Source organism: Paludibacterium sp. (assembly GCF_019232825.1).
Taxonomy (GTDB): domain Bacteria; phylum Pseudomonadota; class Gammaproteobacteria; order Burkholderiales; family Chromobacteriaceae; genus Paludibacterium.
The window spans coordinates 32,006-48,811 of the sequence record NZ_JAFAND010000088.1 but is presented as its reverse complement, the minus strand read 5'-3'; the positions used below and the strand labels follow the sequence as shown (position 1 = coordinate 48,811).

At 60.9% G+C, this 16,806-nt stretch carries 16 protein-coding genes; 9 read left to right on the top strand and 7 right to left on the bottom strand.

What is annotated here, in order from left to right; all coding sequences use genetic code 11:
- Positions 1 to 140 precede the first annotated feature (140 nt).
- Positions 141 to 1,163 carry a YeiH family putative sulfate export transporter gene (locus tag JOZ06_RS11160; RefSeq protein ID WP_293232376.1) on the bottom strand — a complete coding sequence of 341 codons (1,023 nt, stop codon included), beginning with the start codon at positions 1,161 to 1,163 and terminating at the stop codon, positions 141 to 143.
- Between the two features lie 96 nt (positions 1,164 to 1,259).
- On the opposite strand from JOZ06_RS11160, the gene JOZ06_RS11155 reads away from it, so the two are divergent.
- Positions 1,260 to 2,129, top strand: coding sequence for a LysR family transcriptional regulator (locus tag JOZ06_RS11155; protein ID WP_293232374.1), 870 nt, complete (start codon positions 1,260 to 1,262; stop codon positions 2,127 to 2,129).
- A gap of 2 nt (positions 2,130 to 2,131) precedes the next feature.
- On the opposite strand, the gene JOZ06_RS11150 is transcribed toward JOZ06_RS11155, so the two are convergent.
- From JOZ06_RS11150 to JOZ06_RS11140, 3 genes are read right to left on the bottom strand one after another with little or no spacing between them, the layout of a single operon-like run.
- On the bottom strand, positions 2,132 to 3,067 hold the full coding sequence (locus JOZ06_RS11150; RefSeq protein WP_293232372.1) for a homoserine kinase: 936 nt from the start codon (positions 3,065 to 3,067) through the stop codon (positions 2,132 to 2,134).
- 10 nt (positions 3,068 to 3,077) lie between these two features.
- Positions 3,078 to 3,452 carry a DUF2782 domain-containing protein gene (locus JOZ06_RS11145; RefSeq protein ID WP_293232370.1) on the bottom strand — a complete coding sequence of 125 codons (375 nt, stop codon included), beginning with the start codon at positions 3,450 to 3,452 and terminating at the stop codon, positions 3,078 to 3,080.
- Between the two features lie 21 nt (positions 3,453 to 3,473).
- On the bottom strand, positions 3,474 to 4,202 hold the full coding sequence (locus tag JOZ06_RS11140) for a TIGR00730 family Rossman fold protein (RefSeq protein ID WP_293232368.1): 729 nt from the start codon (positions 4,200 to 4,202) through the stop codon (positions 3,474 to 3,476).
- A gap of 15 nt (positions 4,203 to 4,217) precedes the next feature.
- Here JOZ06_RS11140 and polA point away from each other — a divergent pair, with 15 nt between their 5' ends.
- From polA to JOZ06_RS11125, 3 genes are all read left to right on the top strand, one after another.
- On the top strand, positions 4,218 to 6,992 hold the full coding sequence (gene polA / locus JOZ06_RS11135; RefSeq protein WP_293232366.1) for a DNA polymerase I: 2,775 nt from the start codon (positions 4,218 to 4,220) through the stop codon (positions 6,990 to 6,992).
- A 148-nt stretch (positions 6,993 to 7,140) separates the two neighbouring features.
- Positions 7,141 to 7,530 (top strand): cupin domain-containing protein, encoded by a 390-nt coding sequence (locus JOZ06_RS11130; RefSeq protein WP_293232364.1) that lies wholly within the window; start codon positions 7,141 to 7,143, stop codon positions 7,528 to 7,530.
- Complete coding sequence (locus tag JOZ06_RS11125; RefSeq protein ID WP_293232362.1) at positions 7,527 to 8,252, top strand: helix-turn-helix transcriptional regulator; 726 nt, start codon at positions 7,527 to 7,529, stop codon at positions 8,250 to 8,252. The genes JOZ06_RS11130 and JOZ06_RS11125 overlap by 4 nt, the downstream gene beginning before the upstream one ends.
- A gap of 103 nt (positions 8,253 to 8,355) precedes the next feature.
- Here JOZ06_RS11125 and JOZ06_RS11120 read toward each other — a convergent pair whose 3' ends face one another.
- The gene (locus JOZ06_RS11120; RefSeq protein ID WP_293232361.1) at positions 8,356 to 9,366 is read right to left on the bottom strand and encodes a BMP family ABC transporter substrate-binding protein; all 1,011 of its coding nucleotides are present in this window, start codon (positions 9,364 to 9,366) and stop codon (positions 8,356 to 8,358) included.
- 172 nt (positions 9,367 to 9,538) lie between these two features.
- Here JOZ06_RS11120 and JOZ06_RS11115 point away from each other — a divergent pair, with 172 nt between their 5' ends.
- A complete protein-coding gene (locus JOZ06_RS11115) occupies positions 9,539 to 10,474 on the top strand; it encodes a PfkB family carbohydrate kinase (RefSeq protein WP_293232359.1) in 936 nt (311 codons plus the stop codon).
- 67 nt (positions 10,475 to 10,541) lie between these two features.
- Here the strand turns inward: JOZ06_RS11115 and JOZ06_RS11110 are convergent, their stop codons facing one another.
- The gene (locus JOZ06_RS11110) at positions 10,542 to 11,939 is read right to left on the bottom strand and encodes an amino acid permease (protein WP_293232357.1); all 1,398 of its coding nucleotides are present in this window, start codon (positions 11,937 to 11,939) and stop codon (positions 10,542 to 10,544) included.
- 636 nt (positions 11,940 to 12,575) lie between these two features.
- On the opposite strand from JOZ06_RS11110, the gene JOZ06_RS11105 reads away from it, so the two are divergent.
- Genes JOZ06_RS11105 through JOZ06_RS11090 form a run of 4 tightly spaced genes read left to right on the top strand, consistent with a single transcriptional unit; the run spans position 12,576 to position 15,203 of the window.
- Entirely contained in the window at positions 12,576 to 13,142 is a 567-nt protein-coding gene (locus JOZ06_RS11105; protein WP_293232355.1) for a GspH/FimT family pseudopilin, read from the top strand.
- Positions 13,143 to 13,144: 2 nt separating this feature from the next.
- A complete protein-coding gene (locus JOZ06_RS11100; RefSeq protein WP_293232353.1) occupies positions 13,145 to 13,489 on the top strand; it encodes a hypothetical protein in 345 nt (114 codons plus the stop codon).
- Between the two features lie 2 nt (positions 13,490 to 13,491).
- A complete protein-coding gene (locus JOZ06_RS11095; protein ID WP_293232351.1) occupies positions 13,492 to 14,781 on the top strand; it encodes a hypothetical protein in 1,290 nt (429 codons plus the stop codon).
- A complete protein-coding gene (locus tag JOZ06_RS11090) occupies positions 14,763 to 15,203 on the top strand; it encodes a type IV pilin protein (RefSeq protein WP_293232349.1) in 441 nt (146 codons plus the stop codon). The genes JOZ06_RS11095 and JOZ06_RS11090 overlap by 19 nt, the downstream gene beginning before the upstream one ends.
- Positions 15,204 to 15,262: 59 nt before the next feature.
- Here the strand turns inward: JOZ06_RS11090 and JOZ06_RS11085 are convergent, their stop codons facing one another.
- Positions 15,263 to 16,798, bottom strand: coding sequence for a DHA2 family efflux MFS transporter permease subunit (locus JOZ06_RS11085; RefSeq protein ID WP_293232347.1), 1,536 nt, complete (start codon positions 16,796 to 16,798; stop codon positions 15,263 to 15,265).
- Between the last annotated feature and the right edge of the window lie 8 nt (positions 16,799 to 16,806).

The window sequence follows — 16,806 nt, the reverse complement described above, 5'->3', positions numbered from 1 at the left end:
ACTGATTTCGCAGCCTGTCCATCGATTCCCACTCCCCCACCCTCTCCCTGAGAGGGGGCGCTCGCTTCGCGAGCAAGAGTTTGTCAACACCCTCAAAGGGCGCGCTGCGGCGCGCCCTTTGTTTTGAATGAATGGCTTTGTCAGCCGATGAGGTGGGTGATGCCGACGTTGATCAACGCGCCGCCGACGATCAGATAGATGAACAGGATGCCGGCCAGCAATAACGGCTTGGCGCCTGCGCGGCGCATCGCCGAAACGTGGGTGGTCAACCCGAGCGCGCCCATGGCCATGGCCAGCAGCAGATTGTCGATAAATAGCACCACATGGTCGAACTGGCGCGGAAAGGCCGGCAGCGAATGGACCGCGGTCATCACCACGAACAACACGGCAAACCAGGGGATGGTGATCTTGCGCGCGTGGCCATGGCGCGTTTCGCTCTTCGCCATCCAGGCCGACAGACCGATCAAGAACGGCGCCAGCATCATGACGCGGATCATCTTCACGATCACCGCCGAGCTCTCGGCATCCGGCGCGGCAGCGCGGGCCGCAGCGACTACTTGCGCGACCTCGTGCACGGTCGAGCCGGTATAGACGCCGAAATGGTGGGCATTGCTGCCGAACCACTGTATCGCCAGCGGATAGAACAGCGGATAGAGGAACATCGAGGCGGTGCCGAACACCACCACAGTGGCGACCGCCACGGCGACCTTTTCGGCGCTGCCGCGCACCACCGGTTCCGTCGCGAGCACTGCCGCCGCGCCGCAGATCGAGCTGCCGGCGCCAATCAGGATGGCGCTCTTCTGGTCGAGCCCCAAGAGTCGCGTGCCGAGCCAGATGGCCAGGGCGAAGGTGCTGGCCAGCACCAGCAGGTCGATGATGAGTCCGCTGGCGCCAACGGCGGCGATGTCCTGCAACGTGAGGCGGCAGCCGTAGAGGATGATGCCGAGCCGCAGCAGCTGCTGTTTGCCGAAGCCGACGCCCTCATGGCTATAGGCGGCGATATGCGGATAGACGGTGTTGCCGAGCACCATGCCGCCAACGATGGCGAGCGTCAGGGCCGATAGCCCCAAATGGCTGAAAAAGGGTAGGCCGGCCAGGTAGAGCGCGGCGGCTGCGAGCAGCAGAATCAGTCCGAGGCCCGTCATCATATTTCTGTTGATCATATCGATATTCCTGTTACTTCTATGACGGGCACTTTACGGGATGACAATAAATCAGTAAAACGAATAAAACTACTGAAATGCATTAGAGAAATTACTATGAGCCTGCGAGTCAGTTTGCGTGAGCTGGAAGTCTTCGTGGCCGTGTGCGAGGAGCTGACCGTGACGCGCGCCGCGCTGCGTTTGGCCATGACACAGTCGGCGGCCAGCCAATCGCTGGCCTCGCTCGAGTCGGCATTGGATACGGTGCTGTTCGACCGGGTCGGGCGACGCTTGACCGCCAACGAGCATGGCCGGCTACTGTTGCCCAAGGCGCGCGCGATCCTGGACCTGGGCTATGAGGCGCAAACGCTGTTCTCCGGCTCGGCGGCGCATTTGCGCCTAGGCGCCAGCACCACGATCGCCAACTATCTGCTGCCGCTGCAGATCGCCCGGTTTCGTGCCAGCCAACCGCAGGTGCGGCTCGAGCTGACCGTCGGCAACACCGACGAAATCGTCGCGGCCGTCGCGGCCTTCAGAGTGGACATCGGCTTTATCGAGGGGCCGTGCCACCATCCTGAGCTGAAAGTGCAGGCATGGCGGGACGATGAACTGGTGGTGGTGGTCGGCGCGCAGCATCCCTTTGCCGGTAGCGCGCCGTCGTTCAAGGCGCTGGCCCAAGCCGAATGGATTTTGCGCGAAACGGGCTCGGGAACGCGCCAAGAGGTGGAGCGGCTGTTATTGCCCCGATTGGGCGCGTTTGCCGTGTCGATGGAGATGGGCGATTCGGAAGCCATCAAGCATGCGGTGGCCGCGGGGTTGGGCGTGAGCTGTCTGCCGAGACGGGTGGTGGCCGGCGAGCTTGCGCGTGGCGAGCTGATCGAGCTCGCGCAGCCCTCCATGACGCGCACGCTTTACCTCGTCATGCACCGCGATAAGGCGCTGACGCGCGGCATGGCGCGCTTTCTCGATCAGCTCGGCCCGCCGTGACGTTACAGCCAAAAGTCTTGGCGCGCGCGGTGGGCGGCCAATAGCGTGTGGAACACGCCGGGGTCCTTGGTGTAGGTCAACGCGCCTTCCATGGGGAAATGCAGGTCCAATAGACGCGATACCCAGAAGCGCAAGGCGGCGGCGCGCAGCATGACCGGCCACAGCTCGCGCTCCGCGGCTTCCAACGGGCGCACCGCCTGATAGCCGGCCAAGAAGGCGCGTGCCAATGCCGGATCGATCTGGCCGTCAGGCCGCCGCGCCCAATCGTTGACGGCGATGGCCACGTCGTACAACAGCACATCGTTGCAGGCGTAATAGAAATCGATGAAGCCGGCAATGGCATCACCCGCCATGAGCACATTGTCCTTGAATAGATCGGCGTGGATCACGCCACGGGGCAGGTGGCTGGTTCGATGGCTGGCCTGGAAAGCGATCTCCTCGCGCAGACTGGCGGCTTCGGCACTCGTCAGCAACGGATAGAGCGTCGGCGCCGCCTGGTTCCACCATGCCGGTCCGCGCGGGTTGACCGTCGATAGCTTGAAGGTGCCGGCGGCGCGATGCAGCGTCGCCAGCATGTCGCCAACGGCGCGGCATTGCGCCGGGTTCGGCGTCTCGATGTCGCGCCCGGTGAGACAGGACACCAGGCAGGCCGGGCGGCCGGCCAACATAGAGGCGAGCCGGTCCTGCTGATCAAGGAGCGGCGCCGGGCAGGCGACGCCGTGCCGCGCCAGGTGGCTCATCAGTTCGAGATAAAACGGCAGCTCGTCGAGCCGCAGCGTCTCGAACAGCGTCAGGACATAACGGCCGTGCTGGGTGTCGACGAAATAGTTGGTGTTGGTGACGCCGGCCGCGATGCCCTGGAAAGCAACCAGCTGCAGGTTGTATTGCTTGAGCCAGTCGCTCAGCGCGGCGTCGGTGACGACGGTGAAAACCGACATGCAGCCCCCATCAGAAACGGAACAGAACCCAGTGCGGGATGACGATGCGCCGGTTGGGGTCGACCTGACGCCAAGCGCCGTTGCCGTCTTCATCCATCAGGTAATAAGGCACGCCGATCGAAGGCGTGACCTTGACCATGTAGAGCTTGCCGTTCAAGCGGTATTCCTCGATCTTGTCCTTCCCGCGCTGCACGATGGTTACTTCGGGCTCCGGCCCCGCCGACTGATCGTCGCTGACCTGGGGGGGCGGGGGAGCGTCGGTTTTGCCGGCGGCTTTGGCGGCATCCTCGGTGACCGTCGGCGGCGTTGTCTGCGCGGGCGTGCTGGCGGCCTGCACAAAGATTGGCGAGGCCAGCAGGGTCAATAGCAGCAGCTTTCTTTTCATGTCGGAGCGTCCAGTAAGGTTTTACAAATTCAGTAATTGTTCGCGCTCTTCCGGCAGCGCTTCGAACCCGCGGGTTTCATAATGCTTGAAGATCGTCTCGACAATGGTTTCCGGGTCGTCGATCAGCTGGATCAAATCCAGATCCTCGGGATTGATCATCTTTTCCGCCACCATGCGGTCTTTGACCCAATCGATCAGGCCTCGCCAGAAGTCGCTACAGCATAAAATAATAGGGATGCGCCGGCTCTTGCCGGTCTGCACCAATGTTAGCGCCTCGAAGGTTTCGTCCAGCGTGCCGAAGCCGCCAGGCATGACCACGTAAGCGATGGCGTGCTTGACGAACATGACTTTGCGCGAGAAGAAGTGATTGAAGCGCAGGCCGAGGTCCTGATATTCGTTGGGTCTTTGCTCGTGCGGCAGGACGATGTTCAAACCGACCGACGGGCTTTTGCCATAAAATGCCCCCTTGTTGGCGGCTTCCATGATACCGGGGCCGCCGCCGGAGAGGACCGAAAAGCCAGCATCGGACAAGAGTCGTGCCACCTCTTCGGTTTTTTGATAGTAAGGATGGTCGCGCGGGGTGCGCGCACTGCCAAAGATACTGACGGCGGGGAGAATCCCTTGCAGTTCTTCCGCCGACTCGACAAACTCCGACAATATCTTCAGGACATGCCAGGCTTCGCGTGAGCGAAATCGCTGCATCATCGCGTATCGATCGCTGGTTTGGGGTAACTTGTCGGACAAACTCATTTTCCGCTGCCTTTTATGAAAACACTGTTATTGATTGACGGCTCTTCTTATTTGTACCGCGCCTTTCACGCGATGCCCGATTTGCGCTCGAAGGAGGGTCTGCCGACAGGGGCGATCTACGGCATGGTCAATATGCTGCGACGCCTGCAAAAAGAAGTTGAGTTCGATTATAGCGCGTGCATATTTGACGCAAAAGGCAAGACCTTTCGCGACGAGTTATTCCCCGACTATAAGGCCAATCGGCCATCGATGCCCGAAGATCTTGCCTTGCAGGTGGCGTCGGTGCACGAGGTGGTGCGCGCCGCCGGCTGGCCGATGCTGATGGTGCCCGGCGTCGAGGCGGACGATGTGATCGGCACACTGGCATGCCTGGCGGAGGCCGCGGGCATGCGCGTGGTGATTTCCACCGGCGACAAGGACATCGCTCAGTTGGTGACGTCGAACGTCACGCTCGTCAACACCATGAGCAACGAGGTACTGGATATCGCCGGCGTGCAAGGCAAGTTTGGCGTGTTGCCGGAGCGCATCATCGACTACCTGACGCTGATCGGCGACAAGGTCGACAACGTCCCCGGCGTGGAGAAATGCGGGCCGAAGACGGCCCTCAAGTGGCTCGAGGCCTATGGCTCGCTCGAAGGCGTGATGGCGCACGCGGCGGAGATCGGCGGCGCGGTGGGCGAGAAGCTGCGTCAGGCGTTGCCGCATCTGCCGCTGTCGCGCGAACTCATCACCATCAAATGCGACGTCGACCTGACGGCCGATCTGCCCGCCGGGCTTGACGGCTTGTTGCACGGCCAGCCGGACGCGACGGCGCTGAGCGCTTTGTTCCGCCGTTTCGGCTTTAACACTTGGCTGCGTGAATTGGAGGGCGGCGCCGCCGATGCCGCCGTTGCCGCGGCGGCGGTCGCCGCGACGAGCGGCGAGACCGACGACCTGTTCGCCGGCGCGTCGCTGGTGGTTGCCGCGCAGCCGGCCATGCCTATGGCGCGCGATTACCACACCATTTTGACCGAGCCCGAACTCGATGCCTGGCTCGCCAAGCTGCAAGCCGCCGACGTGGTATCGCTCGACACCGAAACGACGAGCCTTGAGCAAATGTCGGCACGTATCGTCGGCATCAGCTTCGCCGTGGTGCCGGGCGAGGCCGCCTATCTGCCGCTGGCGCACCGCGCCGCCGGCGTGGCGCAGCAGCTCGACCGCGATGCGACGCTCGCCCGGCTCAAGCCGTGGTTGGAAGACGCCGGCAAGAAGAAGCTTGGCCAAAACCTCAAGTACGACCGCCACGTGTTCCGCAATCATGGCATCGCGCTGGCCGGCGTGATCGACGATACCATGCTGGCCTCCTATGTGATCGAGAGCCACTTGACGCACAACATGGATGATCTGGCCGAACGCCATTTGGGCGAGAAGACCATCCATTACGAGGAGGTGTGCGGCAAGGGCGCCAAGCAGATCGGCTTTGACGAAGTCGACCTCGATACCGCGACGCGCTATGCCGCCGAGGACGCCGATATCACGCTGCGGCTCGACCGGGCGCTCAAGCCGCTGATGGACGCGCGTCAGATGGCGATATACCGCGACATCGAATTGCCGGTGGCCGAGGTGCTGTTCGAGATGGAGCGTGCCGGCGTGTTGCTCGACCGTCAGAAGCTGGCCGAACTGAGCCACCAATTCGGCAGCCGTATGCTGGAACTGGAGCACCAGGCCTATGAGCTGGCCGGCCAGCCGTTCAATCTGAACTCGCCCAAACAATTGCAGGAGATCCTGTTCGGTAAGCTCGGCATCAGTACCAAGGGCGTGCGCAAGACGCCGAGCGGCGGCTACTCCACCGACGAGTCGGTGCTGGAGACGCTGGCGCTCGACCACCCGTTGCCGAAATGCCTGTTGGAATACCGCGGTTTGGCGAAGCTCAAGTCCACCTATACCGATAAGCTGCCGCAGCTGATCCGCGCCGATACCGGCCGCGTGCACACCAACTATGCCCAGGCGGTGGCGGTGACCGGCCGGCTGGCGAGCTCGGACCCGAACCTGCAGAACATTCCGATCCGCTCGGCCGAAGGCCGCCGCGTGCGCGAGGCGTTTATCGCGCCGCCGGGACATGTGATCGTCAGTGCCGACTATTCGCAGATCGAACTGCGCATCATGGCGCACGTGTCCGGCGACGAGGGCATGCTCAAGGCGTTCGCCGATGGAGAGGACATCCACCGCGCCACCGCCGCGCAAGTGTTCGGCGTGGCGCTCGATCAAGTGACGAGCGAGCAGCGCCGTTACGCCAAAAGCATCAATTTTGGCCTGATTTACGGCATGAGCGCCTTCGGTTTGGCTAGCCAGTTGGAGATCGAACGTAGCGCGGCACAGCAGTTCATCGACCGTTACTTCACCAAGTACCCGAAGGTGGCGGAATACATGCAGCGCACGCGCGAACAGGCCAAGACCCAGGGCTATGTCGAGACCGTGTTCGGCCGTCGGTTGTATCTGCCGGATATCCGTTCCGCCAACCCCGGCCGCAGAAGCGGCGCCGAGCGGGCGGCGATCAACGCGCCGATGCAGGGTAGCGCGGCGGATCTCATCAAGCTGGCAATGATCAGCACCCAGCAGTGGCTACGCGATAGCGGTCTGAAGACCAAATTGATCATGCAGGTGCACGATGAGCTGGTGTTGGAGGTGCCGCAGGAGGAACTCGAAACGGTCCGAGAAACGTTGCCGCGGCTGATGGCCGGCGCGGCGACGCTGTCGGTGCCGCTGTTGGCCGAGGTAGGCACCGGCGCAAACTGGGAGGCGGCTCACTGAGCATGCCGGGCGCCCATCCGGCGCGCCATGCGTTTTTGCTCTGCGGCTAAGCGGCCACTGCCGCACATTACGCCTTTGACCGACAAACCTTTTCGGCGCGGGCGGCTCTAATGAGGCCTATTTTTTGCCTTATGAAAGAGCCGCCGCCATGCCGCCTATCAATGTTTTCCACCCGCAGCGGGGGGTATTCGACCCGGAAGCGGGTATTCCCATCGCCGCGCTGACGAGCTGCGACGCGCTGACGTTCTATTTGAGCGACATTCCCCCCCAGGGAACCGTGCATGCCCATGCCCATAGTCAAGGCGATGAGGTCTATCTCATCCTGAGCGGGCAGGGATGTTTGTATCGCCAAGCGCCAGGTGAGGAGCGCCAAAGCGTATCCGTGGCCGCTGGCGATTTGTTGCGGGTACCGGCAGAGCAAGTGCATCAATTGGTCAATCTCGGCGAGCAGCCGCTAAGGCTGTTGTTTGTTTGCCGTGCGAGCCACCTGAGTGACGACCGGGTCCTGCATCAGGATTTGCGCGAGGTTGCGCCATGACCACGTTGATCTCGCCGCAGCTGCAGCAGTTGTTCGACAGTCAAGCGGGCTGCTGGGGCTGCAAAGACGAGCAGTCGAACTTCATTTATGCCAACCAGACCTATACGAATCTCGTCGGCTTATGCCGCAAAGAAGATATCGCCGGCATGACCGACCTCGACGTGCCATGCGGCACTGCCGAGAGCGCGCATTTGTTCCGGGCGCAAGATCGTGAGGTCATACAGCGTGGGGAACGACTGCGGATTTTGGACATTCACCGTTTTTCCGATAAACAGTGGCGATCGTTCATTTTTACCAAGACGCCATTGCGAGATCATGCGCAGCGCACCATCGGCACGATCTTCCATGGCATGGAATTGAATTCGCGTGAGCTGCTGGAACTTGGCGCGCTACTGAGCAAAATAACCTGCAGCGTGGGCGAGCACGGTTTGCTTGCGATGCCGACCAGCTACATTATCGGCCAGCACCCTGCGGGCAAAAAGCTAAGCCAACGGCAAGAAGAGGTGCTGTTTCTTTTGTTGCGTGGCCGTTCCGCCCGACAAATTGCTCAAGCGCTTGGCATTGCTACCCGCACCGTCGAATGGCATCAGGAAACGCTGAAGGCGAAGTTTTCCGCATCAAATAAAAGCGAGTTGATCGACAATGCCATCGCGCAGGGCTATCTGAACGTGCTGCCGCCAGGACTCAGTAAACGGTCATTGTCGATCGTTTTACGAGAGTAAGCCTCTCTCGCAGAAATTCCGCCTAACCATCCGCGCACGTCTTGTGCGATTCCTGAGGCCGTGCGTTGCTTCGCGAACGCACGGCTGGCATCTGGCCATCGGGCTAATATTTCACCGGGCAGCGATTATCGGTTCGATAGTCGATCACCTTGATCTTGCCGGCAACGATATCCGCGCGTGCTTGCATGACCCGGCGCTCGAGATCCTGGTCGAAGACCGCGCGATTGTGTTGGTCGATGGCCAGGTCGAGGACATTCTCCTTGAGGCCTGCCGTGGTGACGCCCGATTGCCAGGGGGCTTCATTCTTGGCTGCTTTCCATTCGTCATAGACCAGATTGCCAACCTTTTTGATGGCGGAAGTCAGCACCGCGCCAGGGAATAAACCGTTTTGGTTACTATCCACGCCAATGCCCAATTTGCCAGAATCCTTTACTTGTCGTAGCACGCCGAAATTGGTGAGGTTTGCCGCGGTAAACACCACATCAACACCCCTATCGAATTGACTCCGTGCGATTTCCGCGCCTCTGGCTGGATCGGAAAACCCTACCGATGTATTTGCAACCATATTCTGAATAATTTTTATCTGTGGTTTTGCATATCGTGCACCCTGCGCATAGCCGCATCCCCATGCCAATATGGGTGGAATAGCATTGCCTCCAATATATCCAATCGTGTTGGATTTGCTTTTAAACGCGGCGGCCATTCCCGCCAGAAAAGCAACTTCTTGCTCTCTGAACATAATGCTCTTTAAATTGGCTGCACGGCCTTTTGCTGTAGCGTCAGTCAATACGAATTTGACCCTGGGAAACTCCTTGGCAACTTGCGCTATCCATGGCGCGAAAGTATTTGTCACCGCCACCACGAACGTGGCGCCACGTCGCGCCGCGGAGCGCAAAGCCTGCAGTTGCTGGGCATCATTGCTGGCCTGGGCCTCGATATAGGAAATGCCATATTCTTTCTTGAATTGCTCGGCGCCGCTGAATGCTTGCTCATTGAAACCCTGATCGTGTCTATCGCCTTGATAGACGATGGCGGGAACAAAGCTTTTTGAAGAAGTCCCTTGTGCTGCGGTGCATATTATGCAAGCTGATACGTAAATCAATGCCTTTTTCATTTAAATATTCCCATATGTTAAATAATGCAAAGATAGTATGTTGATATTTCTCGTTTATTTATTGTCTATCGTTGTGTGGAAAAAGCATGCGCGCTTGACGAGATAAATATTCAAAACTATCGTTTTCGATGTTTTTTAACATGTCTTGGAATTGTTTTGAATTGGAGTTGGTATGCCGGAAGATGTTAGTTGTAGCGAATATGTGGTTGTTATTGGCGATGCAAATATAGATATTTCCACCACTTCCTCCATATCGATGCGAGTCAATGGCCCGCATCCGAGTCTCGGCGTCATTTTCAAGCCAGGCGGTGGGCCTCGGAATGTGGCGGAGAATTTGGCCTTATTGGGATGTAAGACCTATTTGCTGAGTGTGCTGGGGGATGATGCGTATGGACGCGACGTCGCTCAGGCGACGCAAAAAGCCGGTGTCGACTTGTCCGCCACCCTGTGTTGCCAAGGGCAGGCGACGAGCCGGTCAGTGATCGTGAACGATTGTGATGGCGAGAATTATTGCGTGGTGGGCGATATGTCGATTGTGACCCAGATCTCGCCACAGTGGTTGGAGGCGCATGCCGAGTTGTTGAAGGGGGCTACGGCCATCGTGACCAGCCTGGTGCTCAGCAAAGAGACCTTGGCGTGGTTGCTTACCCATCACAGCGATCAGCCAATTTTCATGGACACGGTCGGCTCTTACTTCGTGCCCAATTTGACGCCATGGCTCGGCCGCATCCATACCCTGAAGCTGAACCGGCAAGAGACGAGCCTGCTGTCCGGCCTGCCGTTTGCATCGCGCGAGCAGGCGCCGGAGGTCGCCCAATGGTTCCATTGCGCCGGTGTGACACAGGTGGTGTTAAGTCTGGGCAGTTTCGGTTTTTATTACAGCAATGGCGAGGAAGCTGGGTGGATGAACGCGCCGGCGGTTAAGGTGGTGAATGTGACCGGCGCCGGCGATGCGTTGCTGGCCGGTTTCGCCTACGGCTGGCTCAAGGGTTTGCCTTTGGCTGACGCCGCCCGCATCGCCCGCGGCTGCGCCGCGATGACGCTGATGACGCCAATGAATGTGCATCCAGCGCTCTCGGTGCGCGCGGTTGACGAACTGCGCCTTTAGCGCCTGCTTTCCGCTGCCAAGAAAAAAGCCGGCGCGTAAGCACCGGCTTTTCGCGCCGCGCCGCGCGTCAGGAGGCCGCGCCTTGCGTCGCCAGGAGCGAGCGGCTGCGGGCGTAGCCGAAGTACACCACCAAGCCGATCAGGAGCCAGACGACGAAGCAAGTCCAGGTCAGGCTCGCCAATTGCACCATCAGGAACACGCAGAACAAGATCGCCAGTGCAGGGATGTAGGGCACACCCGGGCAGTGGAATTTACGCGGCAGGTCAGGCTCGCGCTTGCGTAGGATGATGACCGCGATCGAGATCAGCGAGAACGCGGCCAAGGTACCGATATTGGCCAGTTCCGCCAGCGTGCCGAGCGGCACCAGCGCGCCGAGGATGGCGATGAGGGTGCCGATGATCCAGGTGGCGCGATACGGCGTGCGATACTTGGGATGCACTTCGGAAAACACCTTGGGCAACAGGCCGTCGCGCGACATGGCAAAGGTGATGCGCGTCTGGCCGTAGGTCATGACCAAGATCACAGTCGTCATGCCGAGGATGGCGCCGATGTTGACGAAGCCGGCTACCCAGTTGAGGCCGGCTACTTCCAGCGCCTTGGACACCGGATGGTCGATGCCGGCGAAGTCCGGATAATGCACGATGCCGGTCATGATGGCAGCGACGATCACATACAGAATCGAGCAGATGCCGAGCGACAGGATCACCGCGCGCGGCAGATCGCGTTCCGGCTTCTTCACTTCCTCGGCGGCACAGGTGACGGCGTCAAAGCCAAGGAAACTGAAGAACACCACGGCGGCGCCGTGGAACACGCCATTCATGCCGTAGGGCAAGAGCGGATGCCAGTTGATCGGCTTGACGTGCCACACGCCGAGCGCGATGAACAGCAGCACCACCGATACCTTGATGACCACCATGATATTGTTGACTCGCTTGGATTCCTTGATGCCGAACGCCAACAGCGCGGTGACGGCCATGGCGATCGCGAATGCCGGCAGATTGAATAGCGTGGCCACGCCAGGGTGGGCGCCGTAGGCGCCGGTCAGCGCCGCAGGCAGGTGAATGCCGAAGCTGCCGATCAGGTTCTGGAAATAGCCCGACCAGCCGGCGGTCACCGTGGCGGATGCCAACAGGTATTCCAGTAGCAGATCCCAGCCGATGATCCAGGCGATCAACTCGCCCAAGGTGGCATAGGCATACGTGTAGGTGGAGCCGGAAACCGGCAGCATCGAGGCGAACTCGGCATAGCATAGCGCGGCGAAGCCGCAGGCCAGCGCGCCGATGACAAACGACAACATCAGCCCAGGCCCCGCGATCAGCGCGCCGGTACCCGTCAGCACGAAAATACCGGTGCCGATGATGGCGCCGATGCCCAGCATGGTCAGGTCAAATACGCCCAGCTCCTTCTTCAGAGCCTGGGTGGTCTTACTGAATTCCAGCATGTCTTGCACATTTTTTTTGCGCATCAAACTCATAGGTCTAGGTGTCCCTGGTCAACCAACCATCTAGCGCGTCCGGTGTCTTGTCCCGGCGCGCCAAATATTGTCATGCGCTAGAGCTGGCATAGCGTGGCTAGGCGACGGCTGGCGAATTGGTGAAAAAAAATCGCCGGTCCGCAATCTGCGTTGCGGTGACGGCATGGGTAAAGGTTTTAGCTGCCTTGTAATAAAAAGGCAACAGAAAAACCTGCTTGCTCCGGGGAACTGCCGATGGATTTCTGGCGGACGCGTCCAAGGCCCGTGGCGCTTGGCGCGGAGTAATTACATTGGAATATTTTGATTGCTTTTATATACAGACTTGGGCCGTACTCGGCACTAACGTATGCCGTGATCTCACCACAGCCGCGTGTTACCACCCTTGATGTAACGCAATCAAGACGGATATCTATTTCACGGATAGTTAATACTGTGCATACCCCAGAGTGATCGTTGCGCCGATGAGACAATTCAGGGGTTTTTCTTGATCGGTTGCTCTGGGTGGTGAAATTTCCTGCCATGGCCAATTTTTTGGAGAAAACACCGTAGTGACCGTTCGTCGTCTTCCCCTGGCAGAAGGACAGCGGCCTGCCGTAGCCTGGCCCGGTTCAGTAGGGGGAGGCCGGAATGCGGACACGTGGATTCAGCCTGATCGAAATGCTGTGGGTACTGTCGCTGACGGCGCTATCCACCGCCATGGCCGTTGCGATGTTGACGCGCCTATTGGCCGGCGCCCGGCTCACGGCCAGCGCCGGCCATCTGTGGAGCGCGCTGGGAATGGCGCGCAGCGAGGCGCTGTATAGCGGCCAGCCGGTACAGGTGTGCGCGTTGCTGATGCGGCGTAATCAACGGCTGCAGGGGTGCCGGCGCTCCTCGGGCGGCGATGAGGCGTCGGAGGCCTGGCGGCAAGGCGTGTTGTTGTTCGCCGACCGTGCCGACCCGACGGGAGGAACACGGGCGGGTCATTATGATCGCCGGGAGGATTTGCGCGATTTTGCCGTCTTGCCGGGGATTGAATTGAGCGTGGAGGAGGGGGGCCACGCCGTGACGCCGGATGGGCGTTACGCCGCGGGGCGGCGCCCGACGTTCGAGTTGCGCGAACCGCGCAGTGGGGCGTGCCAGGTGGTGGCGCCCGATCCAAGGAGCTTTTTGCCGCGCTGGTCGTATGGCGCCGCTTGTCGGGAGCGCCGCTGATCATGCGCGGCCAGCAAGGTCTTGCACTGCTCGACAGTCTCCTGGCGTTGCTGGCGCTGGGCATCGCGCTGGCGCCGACGGTGGTGCTGATCAGGCAGACGCGCCAGGCTCAGGCGGAGAACGCTTATCTTTCTTGGATGTTGTGGCACAGTGCCAATCTGGCCGAGAGGATGTTGTTGGCCAAGCCGGATACGTACAAGGCGGTGGCGGAAAAAACAATACACGCGCCGCAGCCCGACGATTGCAGTCCATTGCGGTTCACGGCCAGCGGCTACGGCAGCGTGTGGCGCTTGCACGCTGCCGGCTGCCACCATCGCCGCCATGATTTTGAACTTGAGCTGCCGTGATCATGAGCCGCGGTTTTTCTTTGCCTGGACTGATGCTGGCGCTGCTGCTCGGCTGTCAATGCGTGCTGATGGCCCTGGGGCGGTTTGAGTCGCAGTACACCGGTTTTATGGCGCTGCGGCGCGCGGTGGCAGGCCACCTCGCCATGCGCATGGCGTTGTTTCAGTTGGCGCGCGACCTGCGCCAGGACGGACAGGCCGGTTGCCACGCCTTGCCGGCGGGCACGATGCAGGAGGACGCGGCGCTGTCCGTGTCTTGGGCCGAACACCATTGGCAAATTCTCACGGTGACGCAAGACGAGCAGGGCCGATTGACAGGCCTGACTTTCCGCCGGTACGGCGCGGGCGAAAGCGATCGCGCCGCGCTGGTCTTGTCGAGCTGCGCGCGCGTTGACGTGTTGCAGGCCGGCCAAGACTTCACCTTGCTTGAGCGCGAAACAGCCAGCGAGCTGTGCTTGCTGGACGGGGTCGACGGCCATCATTTGCCGTCGCTGGAATTGGGGCCGCTGGTGGCGCGCCGCTATCGCCTGGCGCACGGACAGCTGATGCGCGATGACACCGCGTTGGTGCCGCTGACCGCGCTGAGTGTTTCGTCGCCAAGCGGTCGCTTGTGGCGGCTGAAGCTGACGCCGCAAGGGAAGGGGGCGCGCGTCTGGGAACTGCATATCGCCCGGCGTCAGGCCGGCACGGCCATGATCGTGGTGATGGTGTTGATCCTGGCGGCGTCGCTGCTGCTGGCAAGCGCGCAGCGGCTATTGCTGGACGAGGGGCGGCAGGTATGGCACGAGCGGCAGTGGACGCAAGCGCTGTTTCGGGCCGAGTCCGCTTTGCGTCATGCCGAGCGTCAGGTGCGCGCGCTGGCGCTGCGACCCGGGCACGCGGCCTGGTTCCAACCATCGTGTGAGGCGCCGGATGCGCCGCACGATTGGCAACGGGGGCTCTGCCTGCCGGCGCGCCTGGGCGTGGCGGGCGATTTGCCTGCCTGGCGGCGCGGAGAGGGAGACAGCGTTTTATCGCCTTGTTCCCGCCGAGCATGCCGGCAGGTGCCGCTCCCGCCGGACCCGTTAAGGGCAAAGAAGGGGCTGGGGTCTTGTGGCGCCGATCCGCGTAACGGACCGTTCGATCCCGATCCTTGCTATATCGTCGAACTGCTGGATGCGCATTATCAAGGCGCCGGGTTGTATCGCATCACGGTGCGCGCTTGGGGACATACCGCGCGTAGCAGCGTCACGTTGCAAAGCTATTTCCACGCGCAGGGCACCGGGCGGAGGCTGAGTTGGCGGATGCTGTGGTGAGGCGGCACGGCGGCGCCACACTGATCGAGCTCATGCTGGTGTTGTCGCTGGCGTCGGTCCTGGCGTTAGCGGGCAGTGCGGGATGGCATGCCTACATGGTGCGGGTGCGCCAGGCAGAAGCGCGGCTTGCGCTGATGCACAATGCGCGCCATCTGGAGCGGCTGCATGCCAAGAATGATGGCTATTCGAAACCGCCAAGGCAGGGTCATGGCTGGGTAACGCCGGCGGTGACGAGCACGGGCTACTATGCGATCAAGTTCTCGGCGGAAAAGAAGGAGAATATCCCCGGTCGCTACCGCCTGGAGGCGCGGCCGAAGTTCTTGTGGCTGGGCAAGCATTTCTTGAGGATGGATCAAGACGGGCTGATCGTGACCTGCTGTTGCGTTGAAGATAAATTCGGCCGAGAGCGCTGTTCGCTCTGAGCAAAAAAACGGCGGGGGAAAGCCCCCGCCGCGGATCAAACTCTCTCTCACAAGATCGATCAATGGGCGCCGCTGCTGTCCGCGCTGCCTGGGCGGAACGGCGGTTTGGCGAACCACACCACCACCATCAGCGCGATGAACAGCCAGCCGGAAAACCAGAACACTTCATTGGAGCCCAGTAGGTAGCCCTGCCGGGTTATTTCCTGGGCGGTCAGCGCCGCTTGCTGCTGCGTGGATAGTCCCAGGTTGCCAAGCCAGCTAAACCACTGGTTGGACGTGGGATTGTAGACGCTGATGTGCTGAGTCAGAATTTCATGATGCATCGCCTCGCGCCGGTCCCACAGCGTGGTGGTGATCGAGGCGCCGATACTGCCGCCGAGCACGCGCAGGAAGTTCGACAGGCTCGATGCGCTGGCGATCTGATCCGGCCGGAGTCCCGCCAGCGAGATCGTGGTCAGCGGCATGAAGAAGCAGGCGACGCCGATGCCCTGGATGAACTGCGGCAGCACCACGTAGCGGAAATCCATCGTCGGTGCGAACGTGCTGCGCCAGAAGAAGCAGGCAGCATAAATGGCGAAGCTCAGCGTTACCAGCCAGCGCATGTCGACCCGGTGGGCGTACTTGCCGATCACGGGCGAAAGCATCACCGGCAGGATGCCGATCGGCGCGGCGGCAAGGCCCGCCCAGGTGGCGGTGTAGCCCATCTGGGTCTGCAGCATCAACGGCAACAGCACGATGGTGCCGAAATAGATCAGATAGCCGATGGAGATGCCGGTCACGCCGACCTGGAAGTTGCGTGATTTAAACAGCGACAGATCGACGACCGGATGTTCCTCGGTCAACTCCCAAATGACCAGCATGGTGAGCGCGACCACGGCGACCACGCCCAGCAGCACCACTTCGCCGGAGTTGAACCAGTCGAGATCCTTGCCTTGGTCCAGCATGACTTGCAGCGAGCCGACACCCAAGGCCAAGAACACCAGACCCATGCGATCGATCGGTAGCCGCACGATTGGCGTTTCGCGGTCGTGCAGTTGCCGCCACGATACCCAGATGGCGAATGCGCCAACCGGAATGTTGATGAAGAAGATCCAGCCCCAATGCCAGTTGTCGCTGATGACGCCGCCAAGAATCGGGCCGAAGATCGGCGCGATGATGACGGTCATCGACCACAGCGCCAGCGCCATGCCTTTTTTCTCGTTGGGGTAGCAGGCCAGCAGCAGGCTTTGCGATAGCGGAATCATCGGGCCGGCTACCGCGCCTTGCAGTACGCGGAAGAAAATCAGCATGTTCAGACTGACCGAGATGCCGCACAGCCACGAGGTGATCACGAACAGCGTCGTCGAGGCCAAGAACAGCTTGACCTCGCCGAAGCGCTTGGCCAGCCAGCCGGTCAGCGGGATCGAGATGGCGTTGGCCACGCCGAAGGACGTGATGACCCACGTGCCTTGCGAGGTGGCGGCGCCGAGGTTGCCGGAAATGGTCGGCAGCGCCACGTTGGCGATGGTGGTGTCCAGTACCTGCATGAAGGTCGCCAGCGACATCGCCAACGTGATCCAGAAGAGCCGGGCGCCGTAGAGAGGAGGATTCGGCATGGCCGTGT